The sequence below is a fragment of the Actinacidiphila cocklensis genome (genome assembly GCF_907177275.1).
In the GTDB taxonomy this organism is placed as follows: Bacteria; Actinomycetota; Actinomycetes; order Streptomycetales; family Streptomycetaceae; genus Actinacidiphila; species Actinacidiphila cocklensis.
Window position 1 is genome coordinate 23,764 of record NZ_CAJSLV010000077.1, and the last position, 15,617, is coordinate 39,380.

The window sequence follows — 15,617 nt, forward strand, 5'->3', positions numbered from 1 at the left end:
AACGCGGTCTGCCGGGTGCGGGTCACCGCGCGGACCCTGTCGATCCGCCGAACGGGTGGTTTGCGGGGGCCGTCGGCGGGGCGGGGCGAAACCTTCGCGCGCCTTCTGCGTTGGAGTCCGGTGACCACCATCGGCCGTTTCACCGGCGCCCGTTCCCTTCCGCCGGTCCAGGCGCTGCGCCGCGCCGCGGCACGGGTGCCAGAACGGGCGCGGCTGCCGTTCGGGGTGGCCCTGGCCTGCGAGGCCGTCCTGCTGATGTGGTGGCTGGCCTTCTACCCCGGGCTGATGAGCTTCGACTCGGTCACCTACGTCTGGCAGGTGACCACCGGCCACTGGCGCAGCGACCACGCGGTCGCCTACGACGTCCTGGTGTGGCTGTCGCTGCAGATCACCGGCGGCCTGGCGGCGCTGACCTTCCTGCAGACCGTGGCGCTGGCCGGCTGCCTCGGCTACGTGTGCCACGGGCTGCGCGCGCTCGGCGTCCGCGGCCGGTGGGCGGCCGCCGGGCCGCTGGCCGTCGTGCTGATCCCGTCCACCGGCGCCTTCGGCGTCTTCGTGTGGAAGGACAGCGCCTACGCCATCGCCGCCGTGCTGGCCTTCGGCGCCTGCGCCCACCTGGCCGCCCGGCAGCGGCCCGTCCTGCACTGGTGGCTGCTGGCCGCCGGGATGCTCGGCCTGTCGGCCTTCCGCAACAACACCTACCCGGCCGTGGTCACCGCCGGGGTGGTGCTGCTGGTCGCGATGCCGCGGCACTGGCGCAGGACCGCCGCCGCCACCCTGATCCCGACGGCGCTGGCGCTCGGCCTCAACTTCGGCGTCTACCCGGCGATCGGCATCCAGGAGCCGCGCACCAGCTCCTACTACGCCTTCAACTACGCCGACATCGCGGTCGCCTACCACCGCGCCCCGCACGACTTCCGCCGCTCCGACCTCGCCGTGATGTCGCAGGTCGCACCGCTGAGCCACTGGTCGGCCGGCGGCACGAACTGCGCCTGGGTCGACCCGCTGATGGCCGCGCCCTTCGACCGCCCGGCGGCCGAGCGCCTCAACGGCAGGCTGCTCGACGTCTGGGGCCACGTGCTGGCCGAACGCCCCGACCTGATGCTGTCGGCCCACCTGTGCCGGGGCAGGATCGCATGGGCGCTGCCCAGCAACGACACCGACATCTTCGTGCAGCCGCCGGTCATTCCCGCCGACCGCTTCGGCTACTCCCGGCCCGGCGGCCTGATGGAGCACAGCCGCTTCCTGCCGGCCCTGCGCACCGACCCGCCGTCCGCCTCGCTGCACCGCGCGGGCGTGTGGGCGTACACCGCGGCCCGCACGCGGGAGCTGACCTGGTTCCTGTGGACCGGCTCGCTGTGGTGCTGGGCCACGTACCTGATCGTGCTGCGGCTGGTGCGGCGCCGGCCGCTGCGGGCCGCGCTCGCCCTGGCGGCGACCACGACCGGGCTGCAGGTCGCGGTGCTGGTCGCCACCCCTGCCGGGCTGTTCCGCTACATGGCGGCGCCGGTGCTGCTCGGCTTCCTCACGGTGCCGCTGCTGACCGCGGCCCACCCCGCCGACCGGCCGCCGGGCGGTGAGCCTCCTCGCCGGCCCGCGCGCCGGGCGGAGCGCCCGCAGCCGCCGCGTTCCGGCGCCGCGGCATGACCGGGGTCGCCCTGCGCGCCGGGACCCGCGCGCTGGTGACCCGGCGGCCGACGCCGTACGCCGTCGTCGGCACCGCCTTCTGGCTGCTGCTCGCCGTCGTCGCCTGGCACACCCCCATCGCCTCGGACTTCGGCCAGCACGCCTCGGCGGTGCAGCGCGTCAGGGACCACCCGTGGCACCCGACGAACCCGCTGCTGAAGGAGCCGGGCACGAACAGCCCGTACTACTCCCCCTACATCGTCGCCCTCGGCCTGGCCGCCCGGCTGACCGGCGCCGCCGGCTGGCAGATGGTGCGCTGGTGCGGGCCGCTGAACCTGGCTGTGCTGGTCGCCGGCGTCGGCGCCTACGCCAGGACGCTGAGCCGTCGGCGGGCCGCACCGGTCTACGCGCTGCTGGCCTTCACCCTGCTGTGGGGCGTCGACGGCAAGGAGTGGAGCGGCTTCTGCGGGGTGTGGTCGCTGACCCGGGGGGCGTCGTATCCGAGTGCCTTCGCGGTGGGGCTGACCTTCCTGCTGTGGGCCTGGACCGACCGGCTGGCCCGGCGCGGCGGCACGGCGTGGGAGTACGCGGGGCTCGGCGGCGCGGCCGGGGTGCTGCTGCTCATCCACCCGATCACCGCGCTGGCGGCGGCCGTCGGCATCGCCGCGACGGTCACGGGCCGGCAGCGCGGCTGGTCCCGGCAGGTCGCCTCGCTGTGGGCGGTGACCTGCGTCGCGGCGCTGGCCGTCGCCGCTGCCTGGCCGTACTTCGACGTCTTCGCGCTGGCCGGCGACACCACCGTCGACCAGGTGCACCGCCGGCTCTACGCCCACCCCTGGCAGTGGTACGGCCTCGCGCTCGCCGGACTGCCCGCACTGGCCTGGCGGGCGCGGCGGCGGCTGCGGGACCCGCTGGTGCTGATGTTCGCGGCGGACGTCGCCGTTGCCGCGTACGGGTGGTTCAGCGGCCACTACACCTACGGGCGGGTCTTCGCGCTGCTGCTGGTGCCGCTGCAGTTCTCGCTGGCCGTGGAGCTGGCCGCGGCGCCGCCGTGGACCCGGCTGCGTGCCGCCCTCGCACCGCTCGCCGCGGTCGCGCTGTGCTTCGCGCTGGCCGCGCAGATCGGCTCGGTGGTGCCGCAGAGCTGGCTGCCGGTGGCGACGCGGCACCCCGCCCGGTGGCCGGACTACCGCTGGGTCGCCGACCGGGTCCCGGTCGGCGCGGTCGTCCTGACCGACGCGCCGATCCCGATGCACGTGCTGCCCGCGTACGGCCTCTACCTCGTCGCCCCGACCTGGCCCGACCCCTCCACCCCGGCCGCCGACCGGGACCGCCGCTGGTCCGACACGACCGCGTACTTCGCCCCGGCCACGGCACCGGCCCGCCGCGCCGCCATCGCCCACCGCTACGACGCCACCTGGCTCCTCCTCCCCTCGGGCCACCTCCCCCCGACCCCGGCCACCCTGACGGCCACCTCCCCCCGCACGGGCGAGCAACTCTTCCGCCTGGCCCGGCTCTAGGCGACTGCCACTTGCTGCGGCATTGCCTGCTTCTCACCGCCCGCGGCTTGTCGCGCAGTTCCCCGCGCCTCTGAAGAACGCTCACCCTCTTCCCCAAGGGCAAGCCCCCGCCAGGGGCAGACCCCTGTGCCGAGGAGGACGCAGGCCGAAAGGGGCGCGAGGAACTGCGCGACAAGCCCTGCACAGCGCGGCAGACAGGCAACCACCGCAAGGGGCAGTCCCTCAGGGGCGCGAGGAACTGCGCGCCCAACCCCGCACGACGGGAAGCAAGCAACGCCACAGCAAGTGGCACCCCCTCGGCCGCCGAAGAAAGTAGCATCGGCTCGACGACCCGGGGGGTGCCCAAAATCGCAGGCCAAACGAGAAGCCCGCTCAGCCCGCTCCAGCCGCAGGACCCTCGCGAGGTGGCCGGCTACCGGCTTCGCGCCCGGATCGGCGAGGGCGGCATGGGCAGCGTCTACCTCAGCCACACCCGCGGCGGCCAGCCGCTCGCGCTGAAGGTGATCCGGCGCGAATACGCCCAGGACGAGGAGTTCCGCCGCCGCTTCCAGCAGGAGGTGCAGGCGGCCCGGCGCGTACAGGGCTACTACGTCGTGCCGGTCCTGGACCACGACACCACCGGCAACCAGCCCTGGCTGGCCACCGCCTACGTCCCCGGCCTGCCGTTGGACGAGGCGCTGGCCCGCTACGGCGCCCTGCCGCTGCCGAGCGTGCTCCAGCTGATGGGCTGCGCCGCCGAGGCGCTGCGGGCGGTGCACGCGGCCGGAGTGATCCACCGCGACCTCAAGCCGAGCAACATCCTGCTCGGTGCCGCCGGCCCCTCGGTCATCGACTTCGGCATCGCCCGCGCCGCCGACTCCACCGCGCTGACCCGCAGCGGCGGACTGATCGGCACCCCGCAGTTCATGTCGCCCGAGCACGCCAACGGCCTCACCCTCACCCCCGCCACCGACGTCTTCTCGCTCGGCCTGATCGCGGCGGTCGCCGCCACCGGGCGGCATCCGTACGGTGAGGCGGGCGCGATCACGCTGGCCGCGCAGATCGCCAACACCGCGATCAGGCCGCCGGACCTGAGCCCGTATCCCGAGCCGTTGCGCGGGCTGCTGGAGCGCTGCCTGACCGCGGACCCCGACGCCCGGCCCTCGCCGCAGGAGCTGGCCGAGTCCTGTGCCGCGGCGGCCGGCCGCGCGCTGCGGGACGTCGCGGGCTGGCTTCCGGAGCCGGTGGCCGCCGAGATCGTACGGCGCGAGGCGGCGGCCAAGCTGCCGCCCGAGCCGGAGTCGGCGCCGTCGGCGGTGCCGCCCGCGGCGCCGCCCGCGATGCCGCCCGCGATGCCGCCCCGGCCGGTGGTGCCGCCTGCTCCTGCCGCCGGGAGCGTACCGGTGACAATGCCCGAGGTCGCGCCTACCGGGGCCTTCGGGGCGCCCGCCCCGCAACAGGCCGGCCCTCAGACTCCCGGCCCTCAGGCCACCACGCCTCTGACGTCCGCCTACCCGGCAGGACCGCCCACCTCCTGGCAGCCGCCCGGCGGCCCGCAGCAGCCCGCGCCTGCCCCCAGCGCCGGACGGCCGGGCGGGCGGATGCGGAAGGTCCTGCTCATAGGCGGCGGCGTCCTCGTGCTGGTCCTCGCGGTGACGCTGACCTACACCTTCACCCGGAACAGCGGCGGGGACGACGCCGCCGCGAAGAACCCCGCCTCCAGCAACCCCACGACCCCCGTCTCGCCGACCCCGACACCCCAGCAGCCCACCGCCACCGACCCCTCGGGCAGCGGCACTCCGAGCTCGGACACGGGCGGCGCCGCCTCGGGCGACTACCAGGTGATCTTCCAGGACCACCCGCTCACCGTCCGGCCGCCGAACAGCCTGGACTCCGGCCCCGACGTGGACCTGGACCAGCCGAAGGTCGACCCGCAGCACAGCCTCGAAGGCGGGGAGGTCGAGTTCAGCTACAGCGACGACTACCTGAGCTTCGACACCCCGGCAGGCAAGTCCCCCACCGCCGACCCCGCCGACTGCAAGGCCTCGGCAGAGTCCACCCCGCTGCCGACCCAGGTCGACGCCAAGGACCTGGTCGGCACCAACGCCGAGCTCAAGGTGGGCGACCGGCTGTGCACGGTGACCACCTCCGGCAACCTCGCCATGTGGACGATCACCCAGACCGAGCCCTCCCAGAACTTCTACAAGACCCCGGTCTTCATCGGAACACTGACGCTCTGGAAGATTCCGGGCAGCACTTCCTGAACCTCCCCGGGCCGGCGGCACCGCAGCGTACCGCGGTACCGCCGGCCGGCGGGCTCAGCGGTGGGTGCGCAGCAGCGTCCTGAACGTCCGCATCGCCACCGACAGGCTCGCCAGGTCGAACTCCTCCGCTCCCTGGATCTCCTCCAGCGTCGTCCGCGCCCGGCCGATCAGCCCGGAGTTCTGCTCCTCCCACGCCTGGTAGCGCTGCTCCGGTGTGGCCAGGTCGTCGCCGGCCGCCAGCACGTCCGCCGTCAGTGCCGCGTGCGCCGCGAAGAGGTCCTCGCGGATCGCGGCCCTGGCCATCGACTGCCACCGGTCGGCCCGCGGCAGCAGGATGATCCGGTCGAGCAGCTGGGTGATCTGCAGCCGGTCGGCGAGGTCGAAGTAGATCGCGGCGACGTCGAGCGGCTCCTTCCCGCTGCGGTGGGCGACCTCCACGATGTCGAGCGCCGGGAAGGCCGAGGAGAATCCGGCGACCCGGATGGCCAGCTCCTCCGGCACCCCGCCGCCGATCAGCTCGTCGTGCAGCGTCTCGTACCACTCCGCGTCCGCGCCCCGCAGCAGCTTCGGCAGCTGCGACCAGACCGCGGCGACACCCGCGGCGAAGTCGTCGATGGTCTCGGCGATCTGCAGCGGCTGCATGCGGTTGTTGAGCAGCCAGCGGGTGGCGCGCTCGACCAGCCGCCGCGAGTGCAGCCGGATGCGGGTCTGCACGGCGGCGTCGACGGTGTTGTCCAGCGACTCGACCTCGTCCCAGATCGGGCCGAGGCCGAAGATCGCGCGCGCCGCGGTGTGCGCCCTGACGATCTCCTCGGTCGTCGCGCCGATCTCCTCCCTGAAGCGGTGCAGGAAGGTGCTGCCGCCGGTGTTGATCGTGTCGTTGACCAGTACGGTCGTGACGATCTCGCGGTGCAGCGCGTGGGTGTTGATCTGCGGGGCGAAGCGTTCCCGCAGCGGCACGGGGAAGTACGCGTGCAGCAGCCCGAGCAGGTAGGGGTCGTCGGGCAGCCCGGTGTGGATCAGCTCCTCGGCCGTGGTGATCTTGGCGTAGGCGAGGATCACGGCCATCTCCGGCTGGCTGAGGCCCTGTCCTGCGTTCAGCCGTTCGCGGATCTGCCGGTCGGTGGGCAGGAACTCCAGTGCCCGGTCCAGGTGCCCGTCGCGCACCAGCCGGCGGATGAACCGCTGGTGGGCGTGCAGCAGGCTGTTGGCCTGCGCCATGCTGTTGCCGAGCGCGACGTTCTGGGCGTAGTTGTTCCGCAGCACCAGATTGCCGACCTCATGGGTCATCTCGGCCAGCAGCGTGTTGCGCTGCTTGACCGTCAGATCGCCCTCGGCCACAACGCTGTTGAGCAGGATCTTGATGTTGACCTCGTGGTCGGAGGCGTCCACCCCCGCGCTGTTGTCGATGGCGTCGGTGTTGATCCTGCCGCCTTCGCCCTCCGGGCCGCCCGACCGGGCGAACTCGATCCGGCCCAGCTGGGTGAAGCCCAGGTTGCCGCCCTCACCCACCACCTTGACCCGCAGCTCGGAGCCGTCGATGCGGATCGCGTCGTTGGCCTTGTCGCCGACGTCCACGTTCGACTCGGTCGACGCCTTGACGTAGGTGCCGATGCCGCCGTTCCACAGCAGGTCGACCTGCGCCTGAAGGATGGCCTTCATCAGCTCGGCCGGGGTGATCTTGGCCGCGCCCGGTGCGATGCCGAGGGCCGCCCGCACGTGCGCGTTGACCGGGATCGACTTGGCGGTCCTGGGGTAGATCCCGCCGCCGGGGGAGATCACCGAGGTGTCGTAGTCGGCCCAGCTGCTGCGCGGCAGCTCGAACAGCCGCCGCCGCTCGGCGTAGGAGGTCGCCGCGTCCGGCTTCGGGTCGAGGAAGATGTGCCGGTGGTCGAAGGCGGCCACCAGCCGGATGTGCTCCGACAGCAGCATCCCGTTGCCGAAGACGTCACCGGACATGTCGCCGATGCCGACGACGGTGAAGTCCTCTTCCTGGGTGTTGTGGCCCATCTCGCGGAAGTGCCGTTTCACCGACTCCCAGGCGCCGGAGGAGGTGATGGCCATCTTCTTGTGGTCATAGCCGACCGAGCCGCCCGAGGCGAACGCGTCGCCGAGCCAGAAGCCGTAGGAGACGGCCACCTCGTTGGCGATGTCGGAGAAGGACGCGGTGCCCTTGTCCGCGGCGACCACCAGGTACGTGTCGTCCCCGTCGTGCCTGACCACGTCGCGCGGCGGGACGACCTCGCCGGCCACCAGGTTGTCGGTGATGTCGAGCAGCCCGGAGATGAAGGTCTTGTAGCAGGCGATGCCCTCGGCGAGCCAGGCGTCGCGGTCGGCCGCGGGGTCGGGCAGCCGCTTGCCGACGAAGCCGCCCTTCGCGCCGACCGGCACGATCACCGTGTTCTTCACCATCTGGGCCTTGACCAGGCCGAGCACCTCGGTGCGGAAGTCCTCCCTGCGGTCGGACCAGCGCAGCCCGCCGCGGGCGACCTTGCCGAACCGCAGGTGCACGCCCTCGACCCGCGGCGAGTACACCCAGATCTCGTAGGCCGGCCGGGGCGCGGGCAGTTCGGGGATGGCCTGCGGGTCGAACTTCACCGACAGGTAGCGGTGCGGCTGCCCGTCCTCCGCGCGCTGGAAGTAGTTGGTGCGCAGGGTGGCCTTGATCAGGCTGAGGAAGGACCGCAGGATGCGGTCCTCGTCCAGGCTCGCGACCTGGTCGAGCGCCCCGTCCAGCTCCTCCAGGATGCCGTCGGTCAGCTCGCTGCCGGCCCGCTGGTGGTCGGGCGAGAACCGCGCCTGGAAGAGGTTGACCAGCAGCCGGGTGGTGTGGACGTTCGTCCTGAGGGTGTCCTCCATGTAGTCCTGGCTGAAGGTCGACCCGGCCTGCCGCAGGTATTTGGCGTACGCCCGCAGCACCATCGCCTGCCGCCAGTCCAGACCGGCCCGCAGCACCAGGGAGTTGAAGCCGTCGTTCTCCGCCCGGTCGGTCCAGGTGGCGGAGAAGGCCTCCTGGAACCGCTCCCGCGCGTCGTCACCGAGGTCGCCGAGCGCCGGGTCGAGCCGCAGCCCGAAGTCGTAGACCCAGACCCTGGACTGGTCGGCGCGGTGCAGCTCGTAGGGCCGTTCGTCCACCACCTCGACGCCGAGCCGCTGCAGCACCGGCAGCACCGCGGACAGCGAGACCGGCGCCCCGGTGCGGTAGATCTTGAACCGCCGCTCCTCGGGCGCGGCCCCGACCGGCTCGTAGAGGCTGAGGGTGAAGTCGTCCGCGCCCAGCTCCTCGAAGTGCTGGAGGTCGGCGACCGCCACCCGCGGCGGGAAGTCGGCCCGGTAGCCGTCGGGGAAGGCCTGCCCGTAGCGGCGGACCAGCTCGGCGGAGCGCTCCTCGCCGCATTCCGCGGTGAGCGCCTCGGCGAAGCCGTCGGCCCAGGAGCGCGTGGCGTCCGACAGCCGCGCCTCGATGCGCTCGACGTCGGCGTCGTCCAGCTCCCGCAGCGAGCCGCCCGGGTCGATGCGGATCACGAAGTGCAGCCTGGACAGCACCGACTCGGTGTTCCACGCGGTGAAGTCGACGCTGTGGCCGCCCAGTTCGTCCTGCAGGATGGTGGTCAGCCGCAGCCGCACCGCAGTGGTGTAGCGGTCCCGCGGGAGGTACACCAGGGCGGAGAAGTAGCGGCCGTACTCGTCCTGGCGCAGGAACAGCCGCAGTTTGCGCCGCTCCTGGAGGTAGAGCACGCTGGTGGCGATGGACCGCAGCTCGTCAGCCGGGGTCTGGAACAGCTCGTCGCGCGGGTAGGTCTCCAGGATCTGCAGCAGGTCGCGGCCGTCGTGGCTGTCGGCGGAGAAGCCGGCGCCCTCCAGCACCTCCTCGACCTTGCGGCGGACCACCGGCACCCGGCGGACCGACTCGGTGTACGCGGCCGAGGAGAAGAGCCCGAGGAAGCGCCGCTCCCCGATCACGTTGCCGTCGGCGTCGAACTTCTTCACCCCGACGTAGTCCAGATACGACGGCCGGTGGACGGTGGAGCGGCTGTTGGCCTTGGTCAGGATCAGCAGCTTGTGCTCCCTGGCCTTGGCACGGGCGTCGGCGGGCAGCCGGCTGAACGACGCGGAGTTGGGGTGCCCCGGGTGGGTGCTGTCGGCGTGCGGGTGCTGCGGGTCGGAGCGCAGGATGCCCAGCCCGGTGCCCGGCACGGCGACCAGCACGTCCTCCGAGCCGCCGTTCTCCGCGGTGTCGGTGGTCAGCTCGTACTCGCGGTAGCCGAGGTAGGTGAAGTGGTCGCCGTCGAGCCAGCGCAGCAGCTCCAGGGCCTCGCCGGTCTCCTGCTCGGGCAGCGGCGGCGGGGCGGCGGCCAGCTCGTCGGCGATGGACTGAGCGGCCTGCCGCATCTTCGCCCAGTCCTCGACGGACTCCCGCACGTCGGACAGGACCCGGCGCAGGTCGGCGGTGATCTCCCCGAGGTCGGCCCGGTCGGTCTCCCGGTCGATCTCGACGTGGATCCAGGACTCGACCAGCATGTCGTGCGGGAGGGTGCCGTCCGCGTCCTCGGGGACGGTGGCCATGACCTCCAGCAGCTTGCCCGTGACGTCGCGGCGGACCGTGAACTGCGGGTGGACCACCACGTGGATCGCCCGGTTGGCCTGGGTCAGCGCGTTGGTCACCGAGTCCACGAGGAAGGGCATGTCGTCGGTGACCACCTCGACGACGGTGTGGCTGCACTGCCAGCCGTTCTCCTCGACGGTCGGGGTGTGCACCCGTACATTCGCGGTGCCCTGCGGGCGTACCTCGGCGAGCCGGTAGTGGGACAGCGCGGCACCGAAGATGTCGTCCGGATCACGGTCGACCACGTCTTCCGGCGCGCTGTGCAGGTAGTACCGCTGGAGAAACGCGGTCATCGCCGCTGCGTCGAGGCCCTGCCCCGGCAGTTTCCCCTTCTGGCTGTTCTCACCGACCCGCGCTGCCTGTTCCAGCCGCTCGGCCTTGGTTTCGTCCAGCTTGGTCTGCATGTCCTCTGACTCCTGTCGCGCGCCATTGCGTGACGTCGGTGGGTGGCACGACGTACCGCGACGCGGGGTTTCCGCTGCAGGACGACGTTATGCCGGAAAAGGGGTTCGCCGTACCCGTCGGCACGAACCTGCCCCGGGAGAACGGATCAACGTTGATCACGGCGTCCAGGCTATCGCTCCGTCCGGGGTGGCTGTCAGGAGACGTCTTCGTACAAATGCGCCAGACACCTTTGGCCCGAATGGACAGAAACCGGCCGGGAACGCGTGCGGAACGCGGCGGCGATCCGTCAGGAAACTATTCGCTCGGCCTGCTCGACGGCCTCGGCGAGACTGTCCACCACCGGCACCCCGGCGGACTCCAGGGCGGCCCTGCTGTGCGATCCCCCGGTGTAGAGCACGGCATGCGCACCCACGTGCGCGGCGGCGGCCGCGTCGTCCAGGGCGTCGCCGATCACCACGACCTCACGCGGGTCGAGGGGGCCGAGCGACTCCAGGTGGCGGACCATCTGGGCGGCCTTGCCCGCGGCCGAGTTCCCGGTGCGGCCGTCGACCCGCACGAAGTGCTCGGTGATGCCGTGCGATGCCACGATCGGCACCAGCTGCTCGTGCGGGGCGAGCGAGCACAGCGACTGGGTCAGCCCGGCGGCCCGGCGGGTGGCCAGCAGGTCGGCGGCACCCTCGGCCAGCCGGCAGTTGTCCGCGAGCGCCCAGTAGTAGCGGTGGAAGGTCGCATCCATGACCTCCCACTCGGCGTCCGAGGGCAGCCGGCCGATCAGCCGCTCGTAGAACCTGGGCACGGGCACGCAGTACAGCTCGCGGTAGCGGTCGAGGGTGATCGGGGGCAGGCCGAGTTCGGCGAAGGAGGCGTTCGTCGCCTCGATCACTGCGTCGATGTCGTGGAAAAGGGTGCCGTTCCAGTCCCATACGAGATGCGTGCTCATGGAAAGAACCGTACTCGGGCGGGGGGTCAAGACGTTCTGCGGCCTGTGGATAACTCGGGTCCCGGTGTGACCGTACGCTGATCGGCCGGGCGTTCGATCAGCCGATCAGATTGGGGATCTCCTGGGTGGCGAACCAGAGCAGTTCGTGGTCCTCGGCGCCGTCCACCGTGAACTGCGCGTCGTCGTCGCCGGCGTCCGCCGCGCCCAGCGCGGCCGCCGCGGCCGCGACGTCCCGCTCGGCGTCGTCGGCGTCCAGGTGGACCGCGGCGGCGTCGGCCAGCAGCACCTGCCGCGTCAGCCGGACCTCGCCGAGCGCGGCGGGGTCGAGCGCGCGGTCGGGGTCGAAGCGGACCTCGGCGTCGGGCACGTCCACCGCGATGACCGTGCGGCGGCGTGCCACATCCGGGTGAACCGCGAGCAGCCGGAGCGACGCCTGAGCGGCCCGGTTCAGCGCCGCGTACTCGAGTTCCTCTATGTCGTCGGAGACATACCACTCGCGCAGGCTCGGCGTGACCGCGAAGGCGTCGAGCGGTACAGGACCCACCTCGCCCGCCTTGTACGCCTCGGCCAGTCCCGCCAGGGTCGTCGGAATATAGACGCGCATAGCGTGAAGCATACGTGCGCAACCATCCGGATAGGTGAATTCCACGGCGCCTTCGAACAGCGCCCCGCAGGTTTGCCTGCCGGACACGGCGACCCCTAGAACCGGACTACCAGCCAGTAACAATCTTGGGGAGCCACTCGTGCAGCCACCGCAGCCACCCGCCGCAGCCCCCTCGGGCGCCACCCCCGACCCGCGGCGCAAGCGCGTTCCCGGGCGCGTACCGCCGTCCGCGCCCGTGCCGCCGCGCAGGTCCGGCGGCGCGGGGTCGGCGCCGTCCGGACGCCGGGACACCCGCCGTCCCGCGGGGCGGCCGCAGGGTGCCCGTCCGCCGGCCCGTCCCGGCCTGCCGATGTCGGCGCACGACTGGTTCGCCGGCCGGCTGCTCGACGTGCTGACCGGCCGGCAGCCGCTGACGATGCTGGCCGGCAAGGTCAGGGACGAGGCGTACCAGCAGCTGTGGGAGCTGCACGCGCAGCGGGCCGACTGGCGCCCGCGCGGCAGCCGCGGGCGTACCCCTTTCGTGTACCGCTGCCACGCCTACCGGACCTACCGCGGAGCGCTCGAAGTGTGCGCTGTGGTGTGCCTGGACCGGGACGTCTTCCGTGCGCTGGCCTTCCGCCTGGAGTCCGGCGGCGCGCGGGCGACCTCCGGGTACGGCCCCGAACGCTGGCACTGCACCGCGGTCGCCGCCAGGTGACCCCAGGCCGTGCGGCTGCGGAACCCGCGGCAATATGCGGCGGGATTCGCGCACCGCGGCATGACGCGGCCGGGGGCCGGACCGCTTCCGGTCCGGCCCCCGGCCGGTGTTCATGCCGCCCTGACGCGGGCGGCGGCGTCGCTACTTCTTGCGGCGGCGGCCGCCCTTGGCGGCCTTGCGGCGCTCGGCGCGGGTCTGGCCGACCTCTTCGTCCTCGACGGCGGAGTCCACCGGCGCACCGGCGAAGTCACCCTCGACGACGCCGCCCTCGCCGTCCACCGACGGCGCGGAGAAGTGCAGCCGGTCGGCCCGCTTGGGAGCGTCCAGGCCCTTGGCGCGGATCTCGGGGCGGTCCTTGACCAGCGACGGCACCGCGTCCTCGACGTCGGCGTCGGCCGCCACCGGCACCTCCTCGACCTGCTGCTCGACCTGGACCTCCAGGTTGAACAGGTAGCCGACGGACTCCTCCTTGATGCCGTCCATCATGGCCGTGAACATGTCGAAGCCCTCGCGCTGGTACTCGACCAGCGGGTCGCGCTGCGCCATCGCCCGCAGCCCGATGCCCTCCTGGAGGTAGTCCATCTCGTAGAGGTGCTCACGCCACTTGCGGTCCAGCACCGACAGCACCACGCGCCGCTCCAGCTCGCGCATGATGTCCTCGGTGAGCTGCTTCTCGCGCTCCGCGTACTGCTCGTGGATGTCGTCCTTGACGGTCTCCGCGATGAACTCGGCGGTGATTCCGGCGCGGTCGCCCGCCTCGTCCTCCAGCTCCTCAATGGTCGCCTTGGCCGGGTAGAGCTGCTTGAACGCGCCCCACAGCCGGTCCAGGTCCCAGTCCTCGGCGAAGCCCTCGCGGGTCTCCGCGTCGATGTACGCATCGATGGTGTCGTCCATGAAGTGCTGCACCTGCTCGTGCAGGTCCTCGCCCTCCAGGACGCGGCGGCGCTCGCCGTAGATGACCTCGCGCTGCCGGTTGAGCACCTCGTCGTACTTCAGGACGTTCTTGCGGATCTCGAAGTTCTGCTGCTCGACCTGCGACTGGGCCGAGGCGATGGCGCGGGTGACCATCTTGTTCTCGATCGGCACGTCGTCGGGCACGTTGGCCATCGACATCACGCGCTCGACCATCTGCGCCTTGAACAGCCGCATCAGGTCGTCGCCCAGGGACAGGTAGAAGCGGGACTCGCCCGGGTCGCCCTGCCGGCCGGAACGGCCGCGCAGCTGGTTGTCGATCCGGCGGGACTCGTGCCGCTCGGTGCCCAGCACGTACAGGCCGCCGAGGTCCACGACCTCCTCGTGCTCGGCCTTGACCGCCTCCTCGGCACGCTCCAGAGCCGCGGGAAGGGCCGCGGCCCACTCCTCGACGTGCTCCAGCGGGTCCAGACCGCGCTGCCGCAGTTCCGCCTCGGCGAGGTCGTCGGGATTCCCGCCCAGCTTGATGTCCGTACCGCGGCCCGCCATGTTCGTCGCCACGGTGACCGCGCCCTTGCGCCCGGCCTGCGCGACGATCGACGCCTCACGGTCGTGCTGCTTGGCGTTCAGCACCTCGTGCGGCACACCGCGCTTGGACAGCTGCGCCGACAGGTACTCGGACTTCTCCACCGACACGGTGCCGACCAGCACCGGCTGGCCCTTCTCGTGCTTCTCGACGATGTCCTCGACCACGGCCGCGAACTTCGCCTCTTCCGTGCGGTAGATCAGGTCCGGCTTGTCCATACGGGCCAGCGGCCGGTTGGTCGGGATCGGGACGACGCCGAGCTTGTAGATCTGGTGGAACTCCGCGGCCTCGGTCATGGCCGTACCGGTCATGCCGGAGAGCTTGTCGTACAGGCGGAAGAAGTTCTGCAGGGTGATCGTGGCAAGGGTCTGGTTCTCGTCCTTGATGTCCACCCCTTCCTTCGCCTCGATCGCCTGGTGCATGCCCTCGTTGTAGCGGCGGCCGGCGAGGATACGGCCGGTGTGCTCGTCGACGATCATGACTTCGCCGTCCATGACGACGTAGTCCTTGTCGTTCTTGTACAGCTCCTTGGCCTTGATGGCGTTGTTCAGATAACCGACGAGCGGGGTGTTGACCGACTCGTAGAGGTTGTCGATGCCCAGCCAGTCCTCGACCTTGCTGACGCCGGACTCGTGGATCGCGACCGTGCGCTTCTTCTCGTCCACGTCGTAGTCGCCGGTCTCCTCCTTACCGAGACCGCCCGCCTCACCGCGGTTGAGCCGGCGCACCAGCCGTGCGAAGTCGCTGTACCACTTCGTGGCCTGGTCGGCGGGACCGGAGATGATCAGCGGCGTACGCGCCTCGTCCACCAGGATCGAGTCGACCTCGTCGACGATCGCGAAGTTGTGGCCGCGCTGGACCAACTCGTCCTTGGACCACGCCATGTTGTCGCGCAGGTAGTCGAAGCCGAACTCGTTGTTGGTGCCGTACGTGATGTCGCACGCGTACTGCACCCGGCGCTCGGCCGGCGACATGTTGGCCAGGATGCAGCCGACTTCGAGGCCGAGGAATTTGTGCACCCGGCCCATCCACTCCGAGTCGCGCTCGGCGAGGTAGTCGTTGACCGTGATCAGGTGCACGCCCTTGCCGGACAGCGCGTTCAGGTACGCGGGCAGCGTGCCGACGAGCGTCTTGCCCTCACCGGTGCGCATCTCGGCGACATATCCCAGGTGCAGGGCGGCGCCGCCCATCAACTGGACGTCGTAGTGCCGCTGCCCCAGGACGCGCCTGGCCCCCTCCCGGACCGTCGCGAACGCCTCGGGCAGCAGGTCGTCGAGGGTCTCACCGTTCTCGTACCGCTCTTTGTACTCGTCGGTGAGCGCCCGCAGCTCGGCATCGGAAAGGCTCTCGAAGTCCTCTTCGATGGAATTGACCTGGTCCGCGATGCGGTGCAGCTTGCGCAGGATCTTGCCTTCGCCTGCACGCATGAGCTTGTTGATGACGGACACGTAGGCTGGCTCCTTGCCGGTCGGGCCTGG

8 protein-coding genes are annotated in these 15,617 nt (G+C 71.6%); 4 read left to right on the plus strand and 4 right to left on the minus strand.

Going from position 1 to position 15,617, the window contains the following annotated elements; all coding sequences use genetic code 11:
- Positions 1 to 120: 120 nt before the first annotated feature.
- The 3 genes from NFU81_RS28240 to NFU81_RS28250 all read left to right on the plus strand — a co-directional run bounded on the left by NFU81_RS28240 (position 121) and on the right by NFU81_RS28250 (position 5,389).
- Positions 121 to 1,647 carry a DUF6020 family protein gene (locus tag NFU81_RS28240; protein WP_251495711.1) on the plus strand — a complete coding sequence of 509 codons (1,527 nt, stop codon included), beginning with the start codon at positions 121 to 123 and terminating at the stop codon, positions 1,645 to 1,647.
- Positions 1,644 to 3,146 (plus strand): hypothetical protein, encoded by a 1,503-nt coding sequence (locus tag NFU81_RS28245; protein ID WP_251495714.1) that lies wholly within the window; start codon positions 1,644 to 1,646, stop codon positions 3,144 to 3,146. The genes NFU81_RS28240 and NFU81_RS28245 overlap by 4 nt, the downstream gene beginning before the upstream one ends.
- Before the next feature lie 404 nt (positions 3,147 to 3,550).
- The gene (locus NFU81_RS28250) at positions 3,551 to 5,389 is read left to right on the plus strand and encodes a serine/threonine-protein kinase (protein WP_251495717.1); all 1,839 of its coding nucleotides are present in this window, start codon (positions 3,551 to 3,553) and stop codon (positions 5,387 to 5,389) included.
- A gap of 54 nt (positions 5,390 to 5,443) precedes the next feature.
- Here NFU81_RS28250 and NFU81_RS28255 read toward each other — a convergent pair whose 3' ends face one another.
- The 3 genes from NFU81_RS28255 to NFU81_RS28265 form a co-directional block, all read right to left on the minus strand.
- A complete protein-coding gene (locus NFU81_RS28255) occupies positions 5,444 to 10,399 on the minus strand; it encodes an NAD-glutamate dehydrogenase (protein ID WP_251495720.1) in 4,956 nt (1,651 codons plus the stop codon).
- Between the two features lie 287 nt (positions 10,400 to 10,686).
- Positions 10,687 to 11,340, minus strand: a complete 654-nt coding sequence (locus NFU81_RS28260; protein ID WP_251495723.1) for an HAD family hydrolase — start codon at positions 11,338 to 11,340, stop codon at positions 10,687 to 10,689.
- Between the two features lie 97 nt (positions 11,341 to 11,437).
- The gene (locus NFU81_RS28265) at positions 11,438 to 11,944 is read right to left on the minus strand and encodes a DUF6912 family protein (RefSeq protein ID WP_251495725.1); all 507 of its coding nucleotides are present in this window, start codon (positions 11,942 to 11,944) and stop codon (positions 11,438 to 11,440) included.
- 139 nt (positions 11,945 to 12,083) lie between these two features.
- On the opposite strand from NFU81_RS28265, the gene NFU81_RS28270 reads away from it, so the two are divergent.
- The gene (locus NFU81_RS28270; protein WP_251495735.1) at positions 12,084 to 12,641 is read left to right on the plus strand and encodes an Rv3235 family protein; all 558 of its coding nucleotides are present in this window, start codon (positions 12,084 to 12,086) and stop codon (positions 12,639 to 12,641) included.
- A 141-nt stretch (positions 12,642 to 12,782) separates the two neighbouring features.
- On the opposite strand, the gene secA is transcribed toward NFU81_RS28270, so the two are convergent.
- Complete coding sequence (gene secA / locus NFU81_RS28275; RefSeq protein ID WP_251495737.1) at positions 12,783 to 15,587, minus strand: preprotein translocase subunit SecA; 2,805 nt, start codon at positions 15,585 to 15,587, stop codon at positions 12,783 to 12,785.
- Between the last annotated feature and the right edge of the window lie 30 nt (positions 15,588 to 15,617).

Bases quoted from the DNA above. Each gene is read 5' to 3' on its own strand.
- NFU81_RS28245 (WP_251495714.1), top strand. From the start codon at position 1,644: ATGACCGGGGTCGCCCTGCGCGCCGGGACCCGCGCGCTGGTGACCCGG.
- NFU81_RS28265 (WP_251495725.1), bottom strand. From the start codon at position 11,944: ATGCGCGTCTATATTCCGACGACCCTGGCGGGACTGGCCGAGGCGTAC.
- NFU81_RS28255 (WP_251495720.1), bottom strand. From the start codon at position 10,399: ATGCAGACCAAGCTGGACGAAACCAAGGCCGAGCGGCTGGAACAGGCA.
- NFU81_RS28260 (WP_251495723.1), bottom strand. From the start codon at position 11,340: ATGAGCACGCATCTCGTATGGGACTGGAACGGCACCCTTTTCCACGAC.